Raw genomic sequence first — 23,448 nt, forward strand, 5'->3', positions numbered from 1 at the left:
CAAAGGGCTTTGGCGGTTAAGTCCAAGTATTCAAGTCGGATTTGAGCGCCCTCTGGCTACAGGTTCCGATAACGGTTCATGTCCAGCACGCCAGCCTCTCGTGGCTCCTGCTCCCGCAGGTAGGCACTCAGGTCATGGAAGTAGTCCCAGAAGGCCGGATGGCTGCGGCGAATGCCCCAGCGCGATGCGATGTCGGCGAACGCCTCGGCGCTGCCGGCCTGCTCCAGTGCCGCCACGAAGGCTGGCACCTCCTGGGCAGACAGTGAAAACAGGAAGTTGGGATAACTGCCCAGCAGGCCCGGATAGACCGTGAGGGTGTCCTTCTCCGGCTGGTAGCGCAGCGACTCGCCGAGCATGAAGGCCACGTTGCTGTGCGCGCGGTTGCGCAACAGTGTGTAGATCACCCGCGAGCCATCCGGAAGCGACACCCGCAGCAGCGTGACATCCGGCATCTGGTGGATGACCGGCAGCCCGGCCGCCGGGCTCGCCGCCAGCCGGCGCAGGGCCTGCTCGGCCTCGCGCAACGCCGGCGGACCATCCGCACGAGCACAGGCAGCGCCGCCGCAACGGTTCAGTGGGTCGTCCGACAGGGCGTTGATCGACTCGAAGCGTCCGAGCAGTCCGGCGGCGAACGCCGGCAGCACGCCCTCTTGTGGCAGCGTCAGGCCGCTGGGCGTGCGAGTGTCGACCCCCGTGTAGGTCAGCCACAGCTTCAATTGGCCGCTGCCCTCATACCAGCTGTCCAGCAACGCCTGGCGCGAATCGGCCGGCAACAGGCGCAGGAAATTGAGTTCGGCGCCATTGCGGATCAGGTCGAAATACAGCCGCGTCTGCGCCTGATGGGAGACATTGCCGAACACGTCGAAATTAACCACCAGCTGGTAGTAGGTGCGCTCCAGCAGCGGGTAGTCCATCCACCACAACGTCTGCGGTACGGCGCCGATCAATCCCTTGCGCACCGAGGCGCTGTCGTGATGGCGAAACACGCTTAGCAGCGCATTGTCGTTGCCGCGCCAGATCTGTGCCCATTCCGTCGCTGCGCCGCTGTAGCGTTCCCGGCGCAATTCCTCGTACTGGTTGCGCTTGTTCAGATAGGCGAGCCACAGGCTCCAGAGGTCGCCGAGGTTGTCGAGCTGGCCGGGCATGGCCAGCAACGGCGTCGCCTGGCGCCGGTAATCCGCATCGGCGATGTACTGGTCATGCTCCGGGTCCTGGAATAGCACCCAGAACTGGTCGCGGATCACGTCGGTGGCGATCTGCCCACGACACACCGGCCCGCGGATAAAGGTGCGCACGAAATATTCGGCGTTATCCAGCATGAACTGGTAGCGCGCCCGCGCCGGAATCGCCTCGAAGGTCGCGAAGGGGTTGGCGCGCCGACCGACGCCATAGCCCGGCAACTGCTCCAGGTCCCAGTCCTCGGCGAAGAACAGCGCCTTCACCCGCGCCAGCTTCGCCGCGCCGAGCGGATAGGTGATATGCGTCTTGTGCACGATCACATCGGTGACGGGACGCAGGCGGTAGTGGAAATCGGTGCCCGGATCGTCGTTGGGACGCCGCGTGGCGATGGGGTCGATGGGCTGCCCGCTCGGCGTACGCGAACGCACCAGCTGGAAGAAGTGCGTCTGCTCGCCGTCCTCGAAGTACAGGTGGGCCAGGAACAGGTGCTCGTATAGCCAGCGTCCCACCAGTTGTTCGCGCAGGCTGCTGCCGTTGAGGAAGCCTTCCCAATCGCTGATCTGCACCTGCTCGCGTGGGCTCGGCTGCCATGAGCGGCTGTCCAGCGGCGCGCCCTGCGCCAGCCAGCGCTGCAGGGTGGCGTACTCCTCGTCGCTCAGCCCGGTCACCGCGAACGGCATGCCGCCGTGCGGATTGGCCTTGGCGTAGGCCGCGAACTCGTCCGGCAATGGGCATTGGTTGTCGCGATAGATGCCAATATCCAGCGACTCGGGCAGCCGGACATTGGGCGCCAGGGGCTGGCTGCGGCCCAGCTCCAGCATGCGCGCCATCAGCGCCGCCTGGTCGGACTGACCTTCCAGAACCGAATGAAAGCCCTTGCGCCGCCAGGCTGCCTCGCCCTGGGCATCGAGGAACAGCCGGGTGGTGTCCTGCGCCTGGGTGCGGGTGCCGTTGTACACCGGCAGCTTGTGCGCGCCGCGCTCGGCCCCCTCACCACTGCCCAGGTTGAGCTGGCAGGGCGAGTCGTAGCAGGCGTGGCAGGCCACGCACTTGGCGGTGAAGATCGGCTGGATGTCCCGCTGATAGGACAGCGGTTCTGCCATGGCCAGGGTGCTCAGCGCCAGCGCGGCGACTGCAAGGACGGCACGACGAATCACGGCGGCGCTCCTGAAGGAAGGCCGCGCATTCTATCCGGAAGGCGGGCCCGTGGCTGCAACATGAGCCGTGCTCATGCACAACCACGCCCGGCTCAAGCCCCGTGCAGCTTTGCTATCATGCGCGCACTTTTGTCACACCCTCTTCGCCAGGTTTTTCCATGTCCGATCGCAGCACCCGCCTCTCCCTTCTTCAGCAGGCCCTGAAGGAACGCATCCTGATCCTCGATGGCGGCATGGGCACCATGATCCAGAGCTACAAGCTGGACGAAGCCGACTATCGCGGCGAACGCTTCGCCGACTGGCCGCAGGACGTCAAGGGCAACAACGACCTGCTGCTGCTGAGCCGCCCGGACGTCATCCAGGCCATCGAGAAGGCCTACCTGGACGCCGGCGCCGACATCCTGGAAACCAACACCTTCAACGCCACCCGCGTGTCCCAGGCCGACTACGGCATGGAAGAGCTGGTGTATGAACTGAACGTGGAAGGCGCCCGCCTGGCCCGCCAAGTGGCCGACGCCAAGACCCTGGAAACCCCCGACAAGCCGCGCTTCGTCGCCGGCGTGATCGGCCCGACCAGCCGCACCTGCTCCATCTCCCCGGACGTCAACGACCCCGGCTACCGCAACGTCACCTTCGACGAGCTGGTGGAGAACTACGCCGAGGCCACCCGCGGCCTGATCGAGGGCGGCGCCGACCTGATCCTCATCGAGACCATCTTCGACACCCTCAACGCCAAGGCGGCGATCTTCGCCGTGCAGGGCGTATACGAGGAACTGGGCGTCGAGCTGCCGATCATGATTTCCGGCACCATCACCGATGCCTCCGGCCGCACCCTGTCCGGGCAGACCACCGAGGCGTTCTGGAACTCGGTACGCCACGCCCAGCCGATTTCCGTGGGCCTGAACTGCGCCCTCGGCGCCAAGGAGCTGCGTCCCTACCTGGCCGAGCTGGCGGCCAAGGCCGATACCCACGTGTCCGCCCACCCCAACGCCGGCCTGCCCAACGCCTTCGGCGAATACGACGAAACCCCGGCGCAGATGGCCGAAGTGGTCGAGGAATTCGCCGCCTCGGGCCTGCTGAACATCATCGGCGGTTGCTGCGGCACCACCCCGGCGCACATCCAGGCCATCGCCGAGGCCGTGGCCAAGTACCCGCCGCGCGTGATTCCCGAGATCCCCAAGGCCTGCCGTCTGTCGGGCCTTGAGCCGTTCACCATCGACCGCAACTCCCTGTTCGTGAACGTCGGCGAGCGCACCAACATCACCGGCAGCGCCAAGTTCGCCCGCCTGATCCGCGAGGAGAACTACACCGAGGCGCTGGAAGTCGCCCTGCAGCAGGTCGAAGCCGGCGCCCAGGTGATCGACATCAACATGGACGAGGGCATGCTCGACTCCAAGGCGGCGATGGTGCGCTTCCTCAACCTGATCGCCGGCGAGCCGGACATCTCCCGCGTGCCGATCATGATCGACTCCTCCAAGTGGGAGGTGATCGAAGCCGGCCTGAAGTGCATCCAGGGCAAGGGCATCGTCAACTCCATCTCCATGAAGGAAGGCGTCGAGCAGTTCAAGGAGCACGCGCGACTGTGCAAGCGCTACGGCGCCGCCGTGGTGGTGATGGCCTTCGACGAGGCCGGCCAGGCCGACACCGCCGCGCGCAAGAAGGAAATCTGCCAGCGCAGCTACGACATTCTGGTCAACGAGGTGGGCTTCCCGCCGGAAGACATCATCTTCGACCCGAACATCTTTGCCGTGGCCACCGGCATCGAGGAACACAACAACTACGCGGTGGACTTCATCGAGGCCTGCGCCTTCATCCGCGACCACCTGCCCCACGCGCTGACCTCGGGCGGCGTGTCCAACGTGTCCTTCTCGTTCCGTGGCAACAACCCGGTGCGCGAGGCCATCCACTCGGTATTCCTCTACCACGCCATCAAGGCGGGCCTGACCATGGGCATCGTCAATGCCGGTCAGCTGGAGATCTATGACGAGATCCCGGCCGAGCTGCGCGATAAGGTGGAAGACGTGATCCTCAACCGCCACCCCGGCGGTACCGAAGCGCTGCTGGCCATCGCCGAAGACTACCGGGGCGGCGGCGCGGTCAGGGAAGTCGAGAACGAGGAATGGCGCAGCCTGCCGGTGGAAAAGCGCCTGGAGCACGCGCTGGTCAAGGGCATCACCGCCTTCATCGTCGAGGACACTGAGGAATGCCGCCAGCAGTGCGCGCGGCCCATCGAGGTCATCGAAGGCCCGCTGATGGCCGGCATGAACGTGGTCGGCGACCTGTTCGGCTCGGGCAAGATGTTCCTGCCCCAGGTGGTCAAGTCCGCCCGGGTGATGAAGCAGGCCGTGGCGCACCTGATCCCCTTCATCGAGGCGGAAAAGGGTGACAAGCCGGAAGCCAAGGGCAAGATCCTCATGGCCACCGTGAAGGGCGACGTGCACGACATCGGCAAGAACATCGTCGGCGTGGTGCTGGGCTGCAACGGCTACGACATCGTCGACCTGGGTGTGATGGTGCCGGCCGACAAGATCCTCAAGACCGCCCTCGAGGAGAAGTGCGACATCATCGGCCTGTCCGGGCTGATCACCCCGTCGCTGGACGAGATGGTGCATGTGGCCAAGGAAATGCAGCGTCAGGGCATCCGGCTGCCGCTGATGATCGGCGGCGCCACCACCTCCAAGGCGCACACGGCGGTGAAGATCGATCCGCACTATCAGAACGACGCGGTGGTGTACGTCACCGACGCCTCGCGCGCCGTGGGCGTGGCCACCACCCTGCTGTCCAAGGAGATGAAGCCGGAGTACGCCACGAAGATTCGCGAGGAGTACGCGATGATCCGCGAGCGCACCGCCAACCGCAGCGCGCGCACCGAGCGCCTGAGCTACGAGCAGGCCATCGCCGCCAAGCCGCAGTTCGACTGGGCCGGTTACACCCCGGCCAAGCCGACCTTCACTGGCCGCAAGGTGCTGGAGGATATCGACCTGCGCACGCTGGCACAGTACATCGATTGGACGCCGTTCTTCATCTCCTGGGACCTGGCCGGCAAGTATCCGCGCATCCTGCAGGACGAAGTGGTCGGCGAAGCCGCCACCGCCCTGTACAACGATGCCCAGGCCATGCTGGAGAAACTGATCAGCGAGAAACTCATCAGCGCCAGGGCGATAGTCGGTTTCTGGCCGGCCAACCAGGTCGCCCATGACGATCTGGAAGTCTACGGCGAGGACGGCCAGCCGCTGGCGACCCTGCACCACCTGCGCCAGCAGACCATCAAGACCGACGGCAAGCCGAACTTCAGCCTGGCCGACTTCGTCGCGCCGAAGGACAGCGGCAAGCAGGACTATGTCGGAGGCTTTATCTGCACCGCCGGCATCGGCGCCGAGGAAGTGGCCAAGGCCTACCAGGACGCCGGCGACGATTACAACTCGATCATGGTCAAGGCGCTGGCCGACCGCCTGGCCGAGGCCTGCGCCGAGTGGCTGCACGAGCGCGTGCGCAAGGAATACTGGGGCTACGCGGCGGACGAACAGCTGAGCAACGACGACCTGATCCGCGAGCAGTACAAGGGCATCCGCCCGGCGCCCGGCTACCCGGCCTGCCCGGATCACACCGAGAAGGGCACGCTGTTCCAACTACTCGACGCCGACGGCATCAGTCAGGTGACCCTCACCGAGCACTACGCCATGTTCCCCACCGCGGCCGTCAGCGGCTGGTACTTCGCCCATCCCGAGGCGCAGTACTTCGCCGTCGGCAAGATCGACAAGGACCAGGTGGAAAGCTACTCGCGGCGCAAGGGCCAGGCCATCGACGTCAGCGAACGCTGGCTGATGCCGAACCTGGGTTACGACGCCTGAGGCCCGGTGGGTGGATGTCGTTTTGCGCATCCACCGCAGGTCTTGCACGGTGGACAACGCACAGCGGTTGTCCACCCTACGCTTCCTCGACACCTGATTCGCCCATGCATACCCTCGAGCAACTGCGCCGTGGCGAGCTGGCCGGCCTACGTCGGCTGGACCTGGCCGCCGACCTGACGGAATTCCCCAACGAGATCTTCGCGCTGGCCGACAGCCTGGAAGTCCTCAACCTGTCCGGCAACCAACTGTCACGCCTGCCGGATGACCTGCCGCGCCTGAAGAACCTGAAGGTCGTCTTCTGTTCGGAGAATCCCTTCACCGAGCTTCCCGAGGTATTGGGCGAATGCCCGCGGTTGGAGATGGTCGGCTTCAAGGCCTGCCGCATCGAGCGGGTGGCCGGCGCCGCACTGCCGCCACAGCTGCGCTGGCTTATCCTTACCGATAACCGCATTGCCCGGCTGCCGGATGCGCTGGGCCAGCGCCCGCGCCTGCAGAAGCTGATGCTTTCCGGCAATCGATTGTCGGCGTTGCCGGACAGCCTCGCCGACGCAGCCAACCTGGAACTGCTACGACTGGCCGCCAACCGCTTCGAGGCGCTGCCGGACTGGCTCGGCGAGCTGCCGCGCCTGAGCTGGCTGGCGTTTTCCGGCAACCCGTGCAGTCCCTTCCCCGCCGTCCCGGACACGCGCGTCTATTCCCGGAACGAGGTGCAACTGGGCGAGCTGCTCGGCCAGGGCGCCTCCGGGCTGATCCATGCCGGGCTGCTACAGGACGGCGCCGCCGTGGCGGCCAAGCTGTTCAAGGGCCAGGTCACCAGCGACGGCCTGCCGGAAAGCGAGCTGGCGGCCTGCCTGGCTGCCGGCGCGCACCCGCATCTGATAGCCGTCAAGGGCATCCTGCGCACCAAACACAGTCCGTTGCCGGCGCTGCTGATGGAGCGCCTGCCGCCGCGCTACCGCACCCTGGCCGGGCCGCCGTCGCTTGCCAGCTGCACCCGGGATTGCTACCCCGACGGCTGGACGCTCTCGACGGAGCAGGCGCTGCGCATCGCCCAGGGCACCGCGGCCGCCGTGGCGCACCTGCACGGACGTGGCATTCTGCATGGCGACCTGTATGGCCATAACCTGCTGGTCGACGGCGACGGCCACACCCTGCTCAGCGACTTCGGCGGCGCCACCTTCATCGATCCAGACAGCGCCCAGGGGCAGCGGCTGATGCGCCTGGAAAGCCGCGCCTTCGGCTGCCTGCTGGAGGAACTGCTCGACCACTGCCCTGCCGATGACCAGCCGCAGCGCCAGCAAGCCTTGCGCCAGCTCCAGCAGGCTTGCCTGGACGAACGGGTCGCCAGCCGGCCGGACTTCCAGACCCTCTGCGCCACCCTGGCCTGAAACGAAAACCGCCAGACAAGCTGGCGGTTTTTTCTTCGTAACGAGCCGATTACTGCGCCACGGCCTCGGTCTGGGCCGGAACGGCTTCAGCCACCGGGGCCTCTTCGGCAACCGCATCGTCGGCAAACAGGGTGTTGACCACTGCGCCACCGATCACGCTACCGGCGACAGCGCCAGCCATGCTGCCCATGAAGCCGCTGCCGGCCGACTGCGGCGCGGCCTGCGCAGCGGCGGGCGCGGTACCGGTGGTACGGGCCGGCGCCATGGCGGCAGCCGGAGCGGCGTTCTGTGCCGGAGCGGCAGGCTTGGCCTGGGCGGCGGGAGAGGAACCGTAACGGGTAGCCGGCTTGGCCTGAGCGGCCGGGGCCGGCTTGGCGCTCATGCGCTTGCGGGCGGCTTCCGCATCATCAACGTAACCGGTGGTGCCAACCAGCAGGCCGGCCAGAGCCAGGCTGGTAAAGGAGAACTTGAGGGATTTCACGCGGGGGTAACTCCTGAGGTTGTGCCTACATAGGCGCTATATGGGGCCGGCTTGCGGCCTTCCAATGGTGGGCAAGCATAAAATCAACGCAAGGAAAATCAATCGGTTAGGCATCTACTTGTGTAACGGCGCGTGAGCATGGAGGTCCTCGCGCAACAGCAGGCCCATGGCGAGCAGCACCAGCAGGCTGCCGGGCAGCCAGGCCCAGCCGATGGCTTCAGGCTGACGGGAAAACATCACCAGCATCGCCACGAAGGGCACCAGATAGCCGTAGGCAGCGATCCCTCCGGGTGAAAGCAGCCGGGTGGCATGTTGCTGCAGCCAGAAGGTGGCGCTGGTCGACAGGATTCCGAGGTACACCACCACCAGCCATTCCCGCTGACTCATGCCCAGCAGGTTTTCAGGCGTCTCCAGCAACAGGCCGAGCCCGGCAGTGATCGCCGCACCGCCCAGCAGGCTCCAGAACGCACGGGGCACCGACGCCTGCTCCAGCCAGCCCCGCGCCAGGCCCCACTTGCTGAGAACCGGGTAGAGCGCCGAACACAGGCAGCCGAGGAAGAAAAGCGCCTCGCCCATGCCGGGCTGCAGTAGCTGGTCGCTGGAGCGATGTTCAGCCCAGGCCAGCCCGAGGGCTCCCACTGCCCCCAGCAGCAGACAGCCCAGCAGCGCAGGCACCGGCCGCTCCACGCCAAAGCCGCGCCCCAGTCCATAGGCCAGCAACGGCACGCTGACAAACAGTACGGCCATGGACAGCGAGCTGACCCTATGGGCCGCCCAGAACATGATGGCGAAGAATCCGCCTAGCGAAGCCCCCATCAGCAGGTACAGCAGCCAGCCCCGGGCGGAAGGCCAGCCGGGTTGGCGGAGATAGAGAGGCAATAGCGCCAGGGCAGCGATGGTGAAGCGCAGGGCAGTCAGCCAGAGCGGCGGCAGCTGCTGACCCAGGAGTCCAACCGCCGGGAAGGACAGTCCCACCAGCAGTGCCCAGAGCAGCATCCCCGCATGGGCACGCAACCGCACAGACGAGCTGCGCACTGTCATGAACGAGGACACCGGATGTGCATGGGATCTCCTGCGGGCAAGGCCACCCACAGGGCTGCGACCCACATACGACGCAGCGGTTCCGCGTATCAGCCCTGGTCGGTGGGCGTGTTGCGCTTGAAGCGAATGCGAAAATCCAGCTTGGGCTTCTGGGTCACGCTGATGGCCTTGCGTGTCACGGTATCCAGCGTGATGTTCCAGAAACCGGTGCTCGGCACGCGGATCCGGGCGGGGAAACGGATGAATGCGCCGCCGTGGTAGGTGTGCCGTCCGCCGTTACGGAAACTGCGGAAGTTGGCGTCGTTCATCAGCCGGATGTTGCACGGCTGGGAAGATTCGATGATCACCAGATCGTCTTCGTTGAGGTATTCGCGCCGGTGGATGAATTTCATGGCAGGTCGAGGCATCTTACGAGGGGCGCGCACCATACCACGCGGCGCCAAAAATCTCCCACCCGCCACCGCTTTGCGGTATGTTGCGCCGCCCCGGGGCGGCACCCGGCATCCGCATTACCGAGGCTCGTTTTTCTTTCATGTCTGCTTCTCACACCCTCGACATCAGCGCCCCCCGGGTGCGCTGGGCCACCCGCTGCGGCTTCTTCCTTGCCGGGTTCGGCTTGTCGGTCTGGGCCCCGCTGATTCCCTACGTGCGCGAGCGCATTCCGATGAGCGACGCCACCTTTGGCCTGCTGCTGCTCTGCGTGGGTGCCGGCTCGCTGTCCTGCATGCCGCTGTCCGGCATGCTGGCCGCGCGTCTGGGCATTCGCCTGGCCTCCCTGGGTAGCCTGGCGCTGCTGATCTGCGCGCTCGCGATCATGGCGCTTACCGATTCGATCGTCTGGCTGGGGTTTGCCCTGTTCGCCTTCGGCGGCACGCTGGGTGTGCTGGACATCCTGCTCAACATCCAGTCGTTGAAAGTGGAACGCGCCCTGCAACGGCCGCTGATGTCACAGTTTCACGGCATGTTCAGCCTGGGCACCATCGCCGGGGCGGCGTGCCTGACCGCCCTGCTGACGCTCGGTCTGTCTCCGGCGCTCAGTACACTGCTGCTGGTCGGCCTGATCCTCGTCACCACACTGGCCATCCGCAGCGGCCTGTTGCCGGACCGTGCGCCCGCCGGCGGCGTGATGTTCGCCCGCCCCACTGGCGTGGTGCTGGTGGTGGGCCTGCTGTGCTTTGTCGTCTACCTGGCTGAAGGCGCGATCCTGGACTGGAGCGCGATCTACCTCACCCAGGAAACAGGCATGGCCATGTCCCTGGCTGGCCTGGGCTATGCCAGCTTCGCCGCGCTGGTTGCCATCGCCCGTCTGGCCGGCGGGCCGGTGGTCGCCCGCCTGGGCACCGTGCGCGTGGTGGTCATCGGATCGGTGCTGGCCGCCACGGGCCTGCTGCTCAGCCTGCTGGCCAGCCACTGGATCGTCGCGCTGATCGGTTACGCCCTGTGTGGCCTGGGCTGCGCCAACATATCCCCCGTACTGATTTCTTCCCTGAACCACCAGAAGGACATGCCGGTACACCTGGCGGTCACCGCCGCCACCACGGTAGGCTTCGCCGGCGTCCTGGCCGGCCCGGCGCTGATGGGTTTCGTGGCTCACCACAGCTCCCTGACCATCGCCTTCGCCATGGTCGCCGCTTTGTTGCTGGGCATGTTGTTCAGCACGACACGCCTGCCTCGCTAGCCTTCCAGACATTCGACCCATGCGAATCCAGCAGATCCATCAACACCTCGCCGAGCTGGGCGCCAAGCCCCTGCACATCACCCGTATCCTGCGTGCCTGGCTGCACGGGCTGCCGCTGGACACCGGCACCCGGCGCCAGCAGAGCCAGGATTTCCTCCCCCTGGCGGTACGCGACAACCTCCCGGCCCTCAAGGCGATGCTCGACGACCTGGCCCGCCTGCGCTCCGAGCACCCGGGTGCCGATGACTCCGCCCGGCTGCTGGTGGCGCTGAATGACGGACAGCTGGTCGAGAGCGTGCTGCTGCCCCGCGACGGGCTCTGCGTGTCCAGCCAGGTGGGTTGCGCGGTGGGCTGCACCTTCTGCATGACCGGCAAGAGCGGCCTGCTGCGCCAGGTCGGCAGTGCCGAGATCCTCGCCCAGGTCGCCCTGGCCCGGCGCAAGCGCGCCGTGAAGAAGGTGGTGTTCATGGGCATGGGCGAGCCGGCCCACAACCTCGACAACGTGCTGGACGCCATCGACGTGCTGGGCAGTGAAGGCGGCATCGGTCACAAGAACCTGGTGTTCTCCACGGTGGGTGATCCCCGGGTATTCGAGCGCCTGCCGCTGCAGCGTGTGAAACCGGCGCTGGCCTTGTCCCTGCACAGCACCGATGCGGCCCTGCGGGAACAGCTGCTGCCGCGCGCGCCGCGCCTGGCACCCGAGGAGCTGGTCGAGCGCGGCGAAGCCTACGCTCGCGAGGTCGGCTATCCGATCCAGTACCAGTGGACCCTGCTCAAGGGCATCAATGATAGCCAGGACGAGATGGAAGGGATCATCCGGCTACTCAAGGGCAAGTACGCGATCATGAATGTCATCCCTTACAACAGCCTGGAGCAGGATGAGTACCAGCGGCCGGATGGCGAACGCATCCGCCAGATCGTCCGCTATCTGCATGGCAACGGCGTGCTGACCAAGGTCCGCAACTCGGCGGGGCAGGATGTGGACGGCGGCTGCGGCCAATTGCGCGCCCGCGCCGAGCGCGGCAGCCGCACCCGTTCAGGCCAGGGGCAACGCTGACAGTTCGGGGCTTTCCCGCCCGGCCAGCGTGACCATCACCACCCGGTCACGCCCTTCATCCTTGGCCTGGTACAGCGCGCGATCGGCGTCAGCCAGCAATTCATCCAGCGTCCCAGCCGGCGTTTGCGCATACCAGGCCAGACCGATGCTCAGCGTCGCGACCACATGATCGGTCCCCGCCTGCAGTGGGCGCCGCGCCACCGCGCTGCGGATCCGCTCGGCCATGCCCAGCGCATCCGCCTCCGTGAGGCCAGACAGCACGAGAGCGAACTCTTCGCCGCCCAGGCGCCCGAAGAGATCGCTCTGACGCAGAATCTGCCGGACACCGCCGGCAAAGCTACGCAACACCTCGTCACCCACCGCATGTCCATGGCGGTCGTTGACGCGCTTGAAGTGGTCGAGGTCCAGCATCATCACCACCAGCGGGGTTGCGGTGCCCCTGTGCTGGCGCAGCAGTCCTTCGCCACGCCTGAAAAAGCCCCGGCGCGACAGGGCGCCGGTCAGGATGTCGTGATCGGCGCGCTGTCGCAGCGCCAGCAATTCACGATTGCGAGCCTGGTTGATGCTGGCCACCGTCAGCGGGCCCAGGGCGAAGAGCGTGATGCCCAGGCGCAGCGCGACCGTCCGGGCGAAATCGTTGCCCGCATCGAGCAGCGGCACCAGCCCGAGACTCACCGCCACGAACAACCAGACACAGGCCAGCAGGGTCAGCAAGGCCGAGATAAACAGGGAATAACTCAGGGCGCACCAGAGCAGCGCGGGCACCACGATGCCCAGCGAGGCCGGCCCACCCACACCGACACAGACCATCAGCGAGACCAGCAGCGCCACCACCGGCGCGAACTCCCACAGGTCGTCCCGCCGCCGGGAATGCCTGCCGCTGGCCAGACGCGAGAAAAACTCCGGCGCCGACAGCATGGCAGGCAGGATCAGCACGGCATTGGTCAGGTCCGCACTGAACCAGGATGCCCCGGCCTCCCACGCCGTGGCGAACAGCCGAGGGCTGACGAGATGCCCCAGCAACACGGCGGCCAGCGCGGAACAGCCCGAGGCCAGCAGACAGATGGCAAACAGCGCCAGCAGGCCGCTGGGCCTGCGCAGAGAGCGAAAACGCCGGGGCATCAGCCGGACCAAGAGCAGGCCACTGGCCACGAAGGCGAGGTTGACCAGGGAAAGTCGCAGGGAGAACAACAGGTCGCCGCCCATGAACAGATCGGCCGACACATAGCCCGCAAGGGCGGCGATCCAGCCTTCCGGGCGTGCCAGTTGGGGGTGAAGGATGAAGAGCCCCAGCAGCACGGCATTAGCGGGCCAGAAGGAGGCCAGCAGGCCGACCGGTCGCGTGGCGATGCCCAGCCAGGCGGTGAACAGGACCAGCAGCAGCACGCCCAGCAGCCGCAGCGCGCGAGCCTCCCAGTCGGTCGATGCCATGATTCTCACTTCAGTTTCTCCCTGTGGTGCCTGCTCCAACCCGCTCACCCTGCCGGTCTGGCCTGCGACTTTAACATTCGGCACCCTGCGCAGCCGCTCGCCCCCGCCGCCCCGTGACTCCGGTCACAGGCACCCATCTCGCCACGGGCAGCTTTACTTTCGCTGATACCCTTTGCGACAGGAGCACGACATGAACGACCACGACGACAAGCGCCCCCTTGGCTGGGGTGAGCTGCTGCAGAGCGTGCTGGCGGCCGCCCTGGGCGTGCAGAGCGGCAAGAACCGCGCGCGCGATTTCAGTCGCGGCCGCCCGGTGCAGTTCATCGTGCTCGGGCTGCTGTTCTGCCTGTTCTTCGTACTGATCGTCCTCGGCCTGGTGAAGCTGGCGCTCTACCTGGCCTGAGTCGGCACATCGAGCAACGGTGACAGATCCAGCGGATAGCCGACCCGTTCAGGGTGCAAAACCCGGCTGTAACGACGGAAATCCACCTGCAGCGGCGCTGCGCCGAGCCGGCGCTGAAGCAGCGCCACCTGCTCCTCGTCCAGCAATCTGAACACCTTGCCCAACGCATCAACGCCGATACTCTCGGCAAAGTCCCGCCCCAGGTGGTAATCGTGAACCAGCAGCAGCGCCCAGCCTCCCAGGGTGAAATGCCCGGACGTCAGCGCCCCGATGTCACCTTCCAGCCGCGCCTGGAAGACCTCGGCGGAATTGTTCGCCGCACTGAACTGCACATCCCTGCCCGGCTGCAGTCCCCGCTCGCGCACCGCCTCGATGGCACCGAGGGCCATCTCGTCGTTGGCGGACCATACCAGCCGGACAGCGGGGTAGCGCTCGAACAGCGTGCGCGCCTGGTCCCGGGCCCGCTGGCGCGACCACTCGCCGTTGACCAGCTGGCGCAGACGAATGTCCGGGTGCTCGCCAAGCGCGCGCAGCAGGCCCAGGTTGCGCAGCTGCGCCGACGGGGTCTGCGGCACGCCGCCGAAGGCCAGCATTTCCGCCTGGCCCGGTGGCTTCATGGCTGCCAGGGCCTTGCCCATCAGATAGCCGGCTTCCTCGTCGTTGGGAATCAGGCTGCCGATCCAGTTGCGATAGCGCTCACGCGGATTGCCGGTGCGCTCGCGCTGCGAGGCGGTGAGGGTGCTGTGCACATTGAAGAGTCGAACCGGGCTGTCTTCGAAAATTCTCAACAGCTCGGGACCGGCATAGATCTCATTGACGAACAACAGGTAGTCCGGCTGGCGGTCGCGCACCTGCCTGCCCAGCGCCAGCAGGCGGTTGAAATCCCGTTCGGCGTAATGGATTTCCAGTTCCATACCCAGGTCATCGGCCACGGCCTGCATGAAGTGGGAATAACTGACCCAGAAGGGCTCGCTGGAGTAGCCAGGATTGATGAAGGCCACCGACGGGGCGGCACAGGCGGCAAAGGTCATCCAGCACAGAAACAACCCGGTGACTACACGCCTCATTGACAACACCGCACCATCGAAGCCAGACAAAGCCTGGCATTCTGCCAGCTATTGTTGGCTGACCCAATAGACTGCCGTCGAGACGGCCAGAAGAATCAGCGCGAGAATCGCCACTGCGTCGACTCGGCTGTCGCTCTCGTCATGACCGGAGTGCTTGTCCATGCGTGTTCCCTTATTCTGCGCAACCCGCTTCGAGTAAAGACCAGCTTTGCAGAAGGCGCGCGCGCTGTTTTTAATTCCTTTTAACTCTAAACATATTCTTAAACTTCACTTTTAAGCATAAATCGATACTGCTATCGTGCCGGCCCCAACGTGCGGTGGCGCGACTGCGCGCGCAACCCGGCAGTAGACCGCTTACAGGACCCCTATGTACGTTTACGACCAGTACGACCAGCACATCATCGAGGAGCGCGTCCGGCAGTTTCGCGACCAGACCCGCCGCTACCTGGCCGGTGAGCTGAAGGAAGACGAGTTCCGCCCGCTGCGCCTGCAGAACGGCCTGTACATCCAGCGCTACGCACCCATGCTGCGCATCGCGGTGCCTTACGGTCTGCTGTCCTCGACGCAAGTGCGCACCCTCGCGCACATCGCCCGTCATTACGACAAGGGCTACGCGCACATCAGCACGCGCACCAACGTGCAGTTCAACTGGCCGGAACTGGAAGATGTGCCGGACATCCTGGCCGAGCTGGCCGGCGTACAGATGCATGCCATCCAGACCAGCGGCAACTGCATCCGCAACACCACCACCGACCAGTTCGCCGGCGTGGCCCGCGACGAGCTGGTGGACCCGCGCCCCTGGTGCGAGATCATCCGCCAGTGGTCCACCTTCCATCCGGAATTCGCCTTCCTGCCGCGCAAGTTCAAGATCGCGGTGAACGGCGCGGCGCGCGACCGCGCCGCCATTGAAGTGCATGACATCGGCCTGGAAGCCGTACGCAACGCCGCCGGCGAGCTGGGCTTTCGCGTCTCGGTCGGCGGCGGCCTGGGCCGCACGCCGATTGTCGGCAGCTTCATCAATGAATTCCTGCCCTGGCAGCACTTGCTCAGCTACCTGGATGCGATTCTACGGGTCTACAACCGCTATGGCCGTCGCGACAACAAGTTCAAGGCGCGCATCAAGATCCTGGTCAAGGCGCTGACTCCCGAGGTATTCGCCGAGCGCGTGCATGCCGAGTGGCAGCACCTTAAGGATGGCCCCACCACCCTGACCGAAGAGGAAGTCGCGCGCGTCAGCCGCTTCTTCGTCGACCCGGCCTATCGCGCGCTTGAGGATCAGGACGAACTGCTGGCCCGGCAGGATGCAGAAAACCCCGGCTTTGCCCGCTGGCGCGCGCGCAACGTTACCGCCCACAAGAAGCCGGGCTACGCGGCGGTCACTCTGTCGCTGAAGAAGACCGGCGTGGCGCCAGGCGATGTCAGCGACAAGCAGCTGGACGCCATCGCCGAGCTGGCCGACCGCTACAGCTTCGGCGAGGTGCGCAACTCCCACGAACAGAACATGATTCTCGCCGACGTCGAGCAGAGCCAGCTGCACGCGCTCTGGCTGGAGCTGCGCGAGCTGGGCCTGGCCACGCCAAACATCGGCCTGCTCACCGACATCATCGCCTGCCCCGGCGGGGACTACTGCTCGCTGGCCAATGCCAAGTCGATTCCAGTGGCCGAAGCCATCCAGCGTCGCTTCGACGACCTGGACTACCTGTTCGACTTGGGCGAGCTGGACCTGAACATCTCCGGCTGCATGAACGCCTGCGGCCACCACCACATCGGCCACATCGGCATTCTCGGCGTGGACAAGAAAGGGGCGGAGTTCTATCAGGTGTCGCTGGGCGGCAGCTCCGGCCGCGACGCCAGCCTCGGCCAGATCCTCGGCCCATCGTTTGCCCAGGATGACATGCCAGACGTGATCGAGAAAATCGTCGGCGTCTATCTGGCCCAGCGCACCGAAGACGAGCGCTTCATCGATACCTTCCGCCGTATTGGCATCGACCCCTTCAAGGAACGCGTCTATGCAGCGCATCATTAAGAACGACCAGGTAGTGGATGACCGCTGGCATCTGCTGGACAAGGAAGCGACCCTTGAAGGCCTGCCCAATAGCGACAACCTGATCGTGCCGCTGGCCCTATGGCGCGAGCACGCCCACGCGCTCAAGGCCCGCGATGGAGGCCTGGGCGTCTGGCTGGATGCGGACGAAGCCGTGGAGGAGATCAGCGACCAGCTGGACGCCTTTCAGGTGGTGGCACTCAATTTCCCGGCCTTTACCGATGGCCGTCACTATTCCAGCGCCCGCCTGTTGCGCGAACGCTACGGCTATCGCGGCGAGATCCGCGCCATCGGGGACGTGCTGCGCGACCAGCTGTTCTTTATGCGCCGCTGTGGATTCGATGCCTATGCGATCCGCGCGGACCGCGATCCCCACGATGCGCTGGAAGGCCTCAAGGACTTTTCCGTGACCTACCAGGCGGCCAGCGACGATCCGCGTCCGCTGTTCCGTCGCCGACAGTAAGCAAAAGGCCCCACCAACCGGCGGGGCCTTCTTTTACGGAGGGCAAGCGCAGGGTGGATTGCGCTTCACCGATCCACCCTGCGCGCCGTTCCGGCGCGATGGTGGACAAGAACAGCGCTGTCCACCTACGGTGGAGCGGCCGACCTCAATCAACCCGCACCAGCGCGCGGCCCACCTGGCGGCCTTCCAGAATACGCGCAATCTCCGCCGGCAGCTCCGCCAGGCCAACTTCGTGGCACAGGCGCTCCAGCCCTTCCAGCTTCCACGGCCCGGCCAGCTTGCGCCAGATATCGGCCTTGTCCGCCAGCGGGATTTCCACCGAATCCACCCCCAGCAAGTTCACGCCACGCAGGATGAAGGGGAACACGCTGGCCTGGAAGCCGGTGCCCGCCGTCAGGCCACAGCAGGCGACGCTGCCGCCACGGCGCAGCGACTTGACCACATTGAACAGCACGTCGCCGCCCACCGTGTCCACCGCGCCAGCCCAGCGCTCCTTGAGCAGCGCCTTGGCGGTGCCTTCCTGAACGGCCTCGCGGCCCAGAACGGCGCTGGCGCCGATCTGGCGCAACCAGCCACCCTGCTCCGCCTTGCCGGTCACCGCCTCCACTTCGAAGCCCAGCTTGGCCAGCAGCATCACCGCGATGCTGCCCACCCCGCCGGTGGCGCCGGCTACCAGCACCGGACCACCCTCCGGGCTGACGCCGGCGGCCAACAGCTTGTCCACGCACAGGCCGGCGGTCAGGCCAGCAGTACCCAGCAGCATGGCCTCGCGCAGGCTCAGTCCGGCCGGCAGCGGCACCAGCCAGCCGGCCGGCACGCGGATGTACTGGCCAAAACCGCCGGACGTATTCATGCCCAGGTCGTAGCCGGTAACGATCACCCGGTCCCCCGCCGAGAACTCACCGGTGGCACAGGCTTCCACCTCGCCGGCGGCATCGATGCCAGGGGTATGCGGGTAGTTGCGCGTCACGCCGGGATTGCCGGTGGCCGACAGCGCATCCTTGTAGTTCAGTGAGGAATAGCGCACGCGCACCAGCACGTCACCCGCCGGCAGTGAGTCCAGCTCGCGGGTAACCACCTTCTGGCAAAAGGCACCCTGTTCGTCGCGATCGGCCTGCAGGGCCTGGAAATGGGTCATGGATCGTCTCCTGTTATTGTTCTTGAACTACCAGAAACGCTGCTTCTGCAGGCTGGTCAGCACGCCGTCCAGCGTCGAGCTGGCGGCCATGCCGACACGCTCCTGCAGACTTTTTTTCTGGGCGAAATGCAGTAGATAAAGGTCGGCTTCGCGGGCACGCTCGCACAGGTATTCGTCGCTGGTCTTGAGCTCGTCGATCAACTGGCGACCCAGCGCCGCCTGGCCGAGCCAGACCTCGCCGGTGGCTACCTGGTCGATGTCCAGCTGCGGCCGGTAACGGGACACGAAGTCCTTGAACAGTACATGGGTGAGTTCCAGGTCCTCCTGGAACTTCTGCCGGCCCTTATCGGTGTTCTCGCCGAACACCGTCAGCGTGCGCTTGTACTCGCCGGCGGTCAGCACCTCGTAATCGACATCGTGCTTCTTGAGCAGCCGGTGCAGGTTGGGGATCTGCGCGACCACACCAATCGAGCCGAGCACAGCGAAGGGGGCGCTGAGAATCCGATCGCCGATACAGGCCATCATGTAGCCGCCACTGGCCGCCACCTTGTCGACGCACACGGTCAGCGGTATACCCGCCTGGCGGATGCGCACCAGCTGCGAGGCCGCCAGGCCGTAGCCGTGCACCATGCCGCCCGGGCTTTCCAGGCGCAGCACCACTTCGTCCTTGGGTGTCGCCACGCTCAGCAGCGCGGTGATCTCGTGGCGCAGATGTTCGACCGCCGAGGCGCGGATGTCGCCATCAAAGTCCAGCACGTACACGCGCGGCTTATGCTCACCCGCCTTCTTCGCGGACTTGTCGGCCTTGGCCTCCGCCTTGCGCCGGACCTTTAGCTCGTGCTTGTCGAGCAGCTCCTGCTCCAGTCGCTCGCGCAAGCCAGTGAAGAATTCGTTGAGCTTGCGCACTTCCAGGTGCCCGCTACGCGCCCGATTGCGTCCGCGCAGCACGGCGATGGCCGCCAGTACCACCAGAATGGCCACCACCACGGTGACCGTTTTGGCAAGAAAGCCCGCATAATCCGCCAGAAACTCCACATTCCCTCCTACGCTATCCGAGCCCGATTGCGGCCAAGCATACCCATGGCCCGCCACAGACGTCATCGGCACGGGGCAGCGCAATTCAAACAAGCGTATGTTTTTTCGTTGACAGCCACCCGCGCTCACCCTACCCTCGGTTCACTTCAACCTGCCGGGTACCGGGTGTGGGCAGTATCTATCTGATTCGACATGGCCAGGCTTCCTTCGGTGCGGATGACTACGATGTCCTCTGCGCCACCGGCGTGCGCCAGTCGGAAATCCTCGGTGACCACCTGGCCCGACTCGGTACCGCCTTCGACCACTGCTACAGCGGCACCCTGCAGCGCCAGCGCCATACGGCCGAGCACGCCCTGCGCCGCTTGAGCAGCGCCGGCTTGCCTACCCCGCAACTGCATATCGAACCGGCTTTCGACGAATTCAAGGCCGAGGAGTTGATCCGCGCCCATCTGCCCGAGCTGCTGGAACATGAACCGCGAGCCCTGCACATTCTGCGCAATGCAGCCGACCACCGCAGCGATTTCCAGCGCCTGTTCCAGTTCGTCATCGACGGCTGGCTGGGCGGCCGCCTGAACACACCGGGGGTGGAAAGCTGGGAAGCCTTCGCCGCTCGAGTCGAACAGGGTCTGCGCCGGGTCATCGAGCGGGCAAACAACGACCGCGCCCGCATCGCCATCTTTACCTCGGGCGGCGCCATTACCGCCCTGTTGCACCGCGTTTCCGGCGTTCCGCCGCTGAAGGCCTTCGAGCTGAACTGGCAGATCGTCAACACGTCGCTGACCCACCTGAAGTTTCGGGGTAGCGACCTGTCCCTGGCTTCCTTCAACAACCATGCGCACCTCGAGTTGCTGAAGGCCCCGGAGCTCATCACCTATCGCTGAGCCCGGCATACTGCGGCCGCAAGCCGCCAGAAAAACCGAAAACAAGGAACCATGACATGAGCACCGTTGCCGACATCATCCAAAGCATGCAATCCAAGTTCAACCCGAGCGCCGCTGCCGGCCTGGACCTCGTGTTCCAGTTCAACATCGAAGACGGCGAGAACTACGCCCTGGTGGTCAAGGATGGCACCTGCGCCGTCGAGCAGGGCGAAAATCCCAACGCCAACGTGACCCTGATTCTCGACACCGACACCCTGAAGGGCATCACCAGCGGTGAAACCGACGGCATGCAGGCCTTCATGGCCGGCAAGCTGCGCGCTGAAGGCGACATGATGCTGGCCATGAAGCTGAGCGAGCTGTTCGCCTTCTGATTGCCGCCCGCACCTGAAAAACCGGAGCCCTGCTCCGGTTTTTTTTGCCTGTCACTTCGGCGAACTTATCGACCGGCAACAGCCTGACCAATAAGGCGGCGGTTTCCTTGAGCCGCGTCCGCCGCGCCGATTAGATTGGCCAATACTTACGGACCTCGACCATCAGGCAGAAGGATAGAACAACAATGTCACTGACCGACCAGGCCAGCCAGATCCGCGAGGGCGAGGAGCTGGATGCCGTGCGTGTGGATGCCTATCTCAAGGGGCAGTTGCAAGACCTGCAGGGGCCGCTGACGATCAGCCAGTTCCCCGGCGGCGCCTCGAACCTTACCTACCTGCTGCAGTATCCGGATCGCGCCCTGGTGCTGCGCCGCCCGCCGTTCGGGCGCAAGGCCAAGTCCGCCCATGACATGGGCCGCGAGTTCCGCATTCTCAATCGCCTCAACGACGGCTTCCCCTATTGCCCCAAGGCCCTGTTGCACTGCACGGACGAAGCGGTGATCGGCGCCGAGTTCTACGTCATGGAGCGCATCGAAGGGATCATCCTGCGCAGCGACCTGCCCGCCGAACTGGCCTTCACGCCAGAGAAGACCCGCGCCCTGTGCGAGAGCTTCATCGACAAGCTGGTGGAGTTGCATGGCGTCGATTACCAGGCCTGCGGGCTGGGCGATCTGGGCAAGCCGGAAGGCTACGTGCAGCGCCAGATCGAAGGCTGGTGCGACCGCTACGAAAAAGCCCTGACGCCCGACGCGCCGCTATGGGAAGAGGTGAAGGCCTGGCTACGAGAGAAGATGCCCGCCGACCACCCCAAGCCGGCGCTGGTGCACAACGACTACCGCTTCGACAACGTGATCCTTGATCCGCAGGATCCGATGCGCATCATCGGTGTGCTGGACTGGGAACTCACCACCATCGGCGATCCGCTGATGGACTTGGGCAACACCCTGGCCTACTGGGTGGAAGCCAGCGACCCGGCTCCCGTGCAGCTGCTGCGCCGTCAGCCCAGCAACGCGCCCGGCATGCTGACCCGCGCGGAGTTCGTTGCCTACTACGCCGAGCGCGCCGGCATTCGCATCGACACCTTCGATTACTACTACTGCTACGGCCTGTTCCGCCTGGCCGGCATTGCCCAGCAGATCTACTACCGCTACTACCACGGCCAGACCCGCGACGCGCGCTTTGCCCCCTTCGTGAAGATGAATGGGCTGCTGGAACAAATGGCCCTGCGGGTGATCCGCGCCTCCACCCTCTGACAATTACAAAAGGGAACGACCCATGAACAAGACCAATCTGTTCGACCTCGACGGCAAGATCGCCTTCGTTTCCGGCGCCAGCCGGGGCATCGGCGAGGCCATTGCCCGCCTGCTCGCCCAGCAGGGCGCCCATGTGATCGTCTCCAGCCGCAAGGTGGAAAGCTGCGAGGGCGTGGCCGAGGCCATCCGCGCGGAAGGCGGCCAGGCCACCGCCATCGGCTGCCATATCGGCGAAATGGAGCAGATCCGCGCGGCCTTTACGGAAATCCGCGAGCGCTTCGGCCGCCTGGACATCCTGGTCAACAATGCCGCCACCAACCCGCAGTTCGGCCACGTGCTGGATACCGACCTGACCGCTTTCCAGAAGACCGTGGATGTGAACATCCGCGGCTACTATTTCATGTCGGTGGAAGCCGGCCGGCTGATGAAGGCGCAGGGGGGCGGCAGCATCATCAACGTCGCCTCGATCAACGGCGTCACCCCCGGCGAGTTCCAGGGCGTGTACTCCATGACCAAGGCAGCGGTGATCAGCATGACCAAGGTGTTCGCCAAGGAATGCGCGGGCCTGGGCATTCGCTGCAACGCCCTGCTGCCGGGCCTGACGGACACCAAGTTCGCATCGGCGCTGACCAGCAACGACGCGATTCTGAAGATGGCCCTGCAGCGCATTCCGCTCAAGCGTGTCGCCGCGCCGAGCGAAATGGCCGGCGCCGTGCTGTACCTGGCCAGCGACGCCTCCAGCTATACCACCGGCGTGGCGCTGAACGTGGACGGAGGCTACCTGGCCTGAGACGGCACACGATGGCGGGCGGTACCGGGGCTCATTCCTTCAACGTCCAGAGCCGCACCGCCCGTTGCGCGGCCGGATTCAGCGGCTGCGCCAGCAGGCCCGCCGCGGAAAGACTGACGACATACACCGCCCCGTCCGCCATGGGCAGCTGGCCGCTGCGCAGCGGCGTCGCATCGAGCAGCCAGAGCGAGCGCTGCGGCAGGCGCAGCAGGTGCCAGAAATCGAGCGGGGCGTCTTCCAGCAGATCAGCCTGGTTCTGCAGGGCCTGCTGCTCGATGGCCATGTAGCGGGCAGCGAGGCGCTCCAGACGGTAGCCAGACTCCAGACCGATCAGTTCGGCCAGTCCCTTCATGCGCAGCATGCGCACGTCCAGCTGCCAGAGATCCCCCTGCAGGATCGCCTGGCGTTCGCGGGTGCCCTCCAGCAGGGCTACCTGATATTGCTGGGGTGCAAGCGCCTGGAAACTCAGGGTCACCAGCGGTCGGTTGCTCTCCGGCAGGGGCGCATACGCCAGCAACGCCTTCACCAGCAGACCGAGTAGCGCCGCCAGCGCCAGCAGGCCCAGCGCCAGGTTGCCGCGTAACCAGCCGGCCAACCAGCCGCGCCGCCAAAGCAGACGTACCGCCAACAGCGTCACCAACGTCGCCAGGGCGCCGCCGAGCCAGGCCAGACCGTCATACTGCATGGGATGGATTCCTGCGCGATGAAAATGCCGGCATTATGCGCAAGCCCCTGCGGGA

The 23,448-nt window shown here is 65.5% G+C and carries 20 protein-coding genes; 11 read left to right on the plus strand and 9 right to left on the minus strand.

Features of this window, described 5'->3' with window-relative positions; genetic code table 11:
• Window positions 1-56: 56 nt before the first annotated feature.
• Window positions 57-2,336 (minus strand): fatty acid cis/trans isomerase, encoded by a 2,280-nt coding sequence (locus SF06_RS11300; RefSeq protein ID WP_437123606.1) that lies wholly within the window; start codon window positions 2,334-2,336, stop codon window positions 57-59.
• A gap of 158 nt (window positions 2,337-2,494) precedes the next feature.
• Here SF06_RS11300 and metH point away from each other — a divergent pair, with 158 nt between their 5' ends.
• The gene (gene metH, locus SF06_RS11305) at window positions 2,495-6,187 is read left to right on the plus strand and encodes a methionine synthase (protein ID WP_039561480.1); all 3,693 of its coding nucleotides are present in this window, start codon (window positions 2,495-2,497) and stop codon (window positions 6,185-6,187) included.
• A 104-nt stretch (window positions 6,188-6,291) separates the two neighbouring features.
• Window positions 6,292-7,575, plus strand: a complete 1,284-nt coding sequence (locus SF06_RS11310) for a leucine-rich repeat-containing protein kinase family protein (RefSeq protein ID WP_039561482.1) — start codon at window positions 6,292-6,294, stop codon at window positions 7,573-7,575.
• Window positions 7,576-7,624: 49 nt separating this feature from the next.
• Here SF06_RS11310 and SF06_RS11315 read toward each other — a convergent pair whose 3' ends face one another.
• The 3 genes from SF06_RS11315 to SF06_RS11325 form a co-directional block, all read right to left on the minus strand.
• The gene (locus SF06_RS11315; RefSeq protein ID WP_052199797.1) at window positions 7,625-8,056 is read right to left on the minus strand and encodes a hypothetical protein; all 432 of its coding nucleotides are present in this window, start codon (window positions 8,054-8,056) and stop codon (window positions 7,625-7,627) included.
• A 114-nt stretch (window positions 8,057-8,170) separates the two neighbouring features.
• Entirely contained in the window at window positions 8,171-9,097 is a 927-nt protein-coding gene (locus SF06_RS11320; RefSeq protein WP_039561484.1) for a DMT family transporter, read from the minus strand.
• An 89-nt stretch (window positions 9,098-9,186) separates the two neighbouring features.
• A complete protein-coding gene (locus tag SF06_RS11325; RefSeq protein ID WP_027590363.1) occupies window positions 9,187-9,489 on the minus strand; it encodes a DUF1883 domain-containing protein in 303 nt (100 codons plus the stop codon).
• A 140-nt stretch (window positions 9,490-9,629) separates the two neighbouring features.
• Between SF06_RS11325 and SF06_RS11330 the strand changes: the two genes are divergently transcribed.
• Both SF06_RS11330 and SF06_RS11335 read left to right on the plus strand, forming a co-directional pair.
• Window positions 9,630-10,775 carry an MFS transporter gene (locus SF06_RS11330; protein ID WP_039561485.1) on the plus strand — a complete coding sequence of 382 codons (1,146 nt, stop codon included), beginning with the start codon at window positions 9,630-9,632 and terminating at the stop codon, window positions 10,773-10,775.
• A gap of 19 nt (window positions 10,776-10,794) precedes the next feature.
• Entirely contained in the window at window positions 10,795-11,832 is a 1,038-nt protein-coding gene (locus tag SF06_RS11335) for an RNA methyltransferase (RefSeq protein WP_039561486.1), read from the plus strand.
• Here the strand turns inward: SF06_RS11335 and SF06_RS11340 are convergent.
• On the minus strand, window positions 11,812-13,263 hold the full coding sequence (locus SF06_RS11340; protein WP_052199799.1) for a GGDEF domain-containing protein: 1,452 nt from the start codon (window positions 13,261-13,263) through the stop codon (window positions 11,812-11,814). The two genes, SF06_RS11335 and SF06_RS11340, sit on opposite strands and share 21 nt — an antisense overlap.
• Window positions 13,264-13,453: 190 nt before the next feature.
• Between SF06_RS11340 and SF06_RS11345 the strand changes: the two genes are divergently transcribed.
• Window positions 13,454-13,666 carry a DUF2970 domain-containing protein gene (locus SF06_RS11345; RefSeq protein WP_027590360.1) on the plus strand — a complete coding sequence of 71 codons (213 nt, stop codon included), beginning with the start codon at window positions 13,454-13,456 and terminating at the stop codon, window positions 13,664-13,666.
• Here SF06_RS11345 and SF06_RS11350 read toward each other — a convergent pair.
• Window positions 13,654-14,733 carry an ABC transporter substrate-binding protein gene (locus SF06_RS11350; RefSeq protein WP_039561488.1) on the minus strand — a complete coding sequence of 360 codons (1,080 nt, stop codon included), beginning with the start codon at window positions 14,731-14,733 and terminating at the stop codon, window positions 13,654-13,656. The genes SF06_RS11345 and SF06_RS11350 overlap by 13 nt on opposite strands.
• Window positions 14,734-15,100: 367 nt before the next feature.
• Between SF06_RS11350 and SF06_RS11355 the strand changes: the two genes are divergently transcribed.
• Both SF06_RS11355 and SF06_RS11360 read left to right on the plus strand, forming a co-directional pair.
• Entirely contained in the window at window positions 15,101-16,759 is a 1,659-nt protein-coding gene (locus tag SF06_RS11355; RefSeq protein WP_039561490.1) for a nitrite/sulfite reductase, read from the plus strand.
• Entirely contained in the window at window positions 16,743-17,240 is a 498-nt protein-coding gene (locus tag SF06_RS11360) for a DUF934 domain-containing protein (RefSeq protein WP_027590357.1), read from the plus strand. The genes SF06_RS11355 and SF06_RS11360 overlap by 17 nt, the downstream gene beginning before the upstream one ends.
• Window positions 17,241-17,385: 145 nt before the next feature.
• Here SF06_RS11360 and SF06_RS11365 read toward each other — a convergent pair whose 3' ends face one another.
• Window positions 17,386-18,378, minus strand: a complete 993-nt coding sequence (locus tag SF06_RS11365) for a YhdH/YhfP family quinone oxidoreductase (RefSeq protein WP_039561492.1) — start codon at window positions 18,376-18,378, stop codon at window positions 17,386-17,388.
• A gap of 27 nt (window positions 18,379-18,405) precedes the next feature.
• The gene (sohB, locus tag SF06_RS11370) at window positions 18,406-19,413 is read right to left on the minus strand and encodes a protease SohB (RefSeq protein ID WP_027590355.1); all 1,008 of its coding nucleotides are present in this window, start codon (window positions 19,411-19,413) and stop codon (window positions 18,406-18,408) included.
• A 167-nt stretch (window positions 19,414-19,580) separates the two neighbouring features.
• Between sohB and SF06_RS11375 the strand changes: the two genes are divergently transcribed.
• The 4 genes from SF06_RS11375 to SF06_RS11390 all read left to right on the plus strand — a co-directional run bounded on the left by SF06_RS11375 (window position 19,581) and on the right by SF06_RS11390 (window position 22,708).
• Entirely contained in the window at window positions 19,581-20,294 is a 714-nt protein-coding gene (locus tag SF06_RS11375; protein ID WP_027590354.1) for a histidine phosphatase family protein, read from the plus strand.
• Between the two features lie 56 nt (window positions 20,295-20,350).
• Complete coding sequence (locus tag SF06_RS11380) at window positions 20,351-20,665, plus strand: SCP2 sterol-binding domain-containing protein (protein WP_027590353.1); 315 nt, start codon at window positions 20,351-20,353, stop codon at window positions 20,663-20,665.
• Window positions 20,666-20,850: 185 nt separating this feature from the next.
• Window positions 20,851-21,918, plus strand: a complete 1,068-nt coding sequence (locus SF06_RS11385; RefSeq protein WP_027590352.1) for a phosphotransferase family protein — start codon at window positions 20,851-20,853, stop codon at window positions 21,916-21,918.
• A gap of 22 nt (window positions 21,919-21,940) precedes the next feature.
• Window positions 21,941-22,708 carry an SDR family oxidoreductase gene (locus SF06_RS11390; protein ID WP_027590351.1) on the plus strand — a complete coding sequence of 256 codons (768 nt, stop codon included), beginning with the start codon at window positions 21,941-21,943 and terminating at the stop codon, window positions 22,706-22,708.
• Between the two features lie 31 nt (window positions 22,709-22,739).
• Here SF06_RS11390 and SF06_RS11395 read toward each other — a convergent pair whose 3' ends face one another.
• Window positions 22,740-23,393 (minus strand): hypothetical protein, encoded by a 654-nt coding sequence (locus tag SF06_RS11395; RefSeq protein ID WP_027590350.1) that lies wholly within the window; start codon window positions 23,391-23,393, stop codon window positions 22,740-22,742.
• Window positions 23,394-23,448: the final 55 nt, after the last annotated feature.

The sequence above is a fragment of the Pseudomonas flexibilis genome (genome assembly GCF_000802425.1).
In the GTDB taxonomy this organism is placed as follows: Bacteria; Pseudomonadota; Gammaproteobacteria; order Pseudomonadales; family Pseudomonadaceae; genus Serpens; species Serpens flexibilis.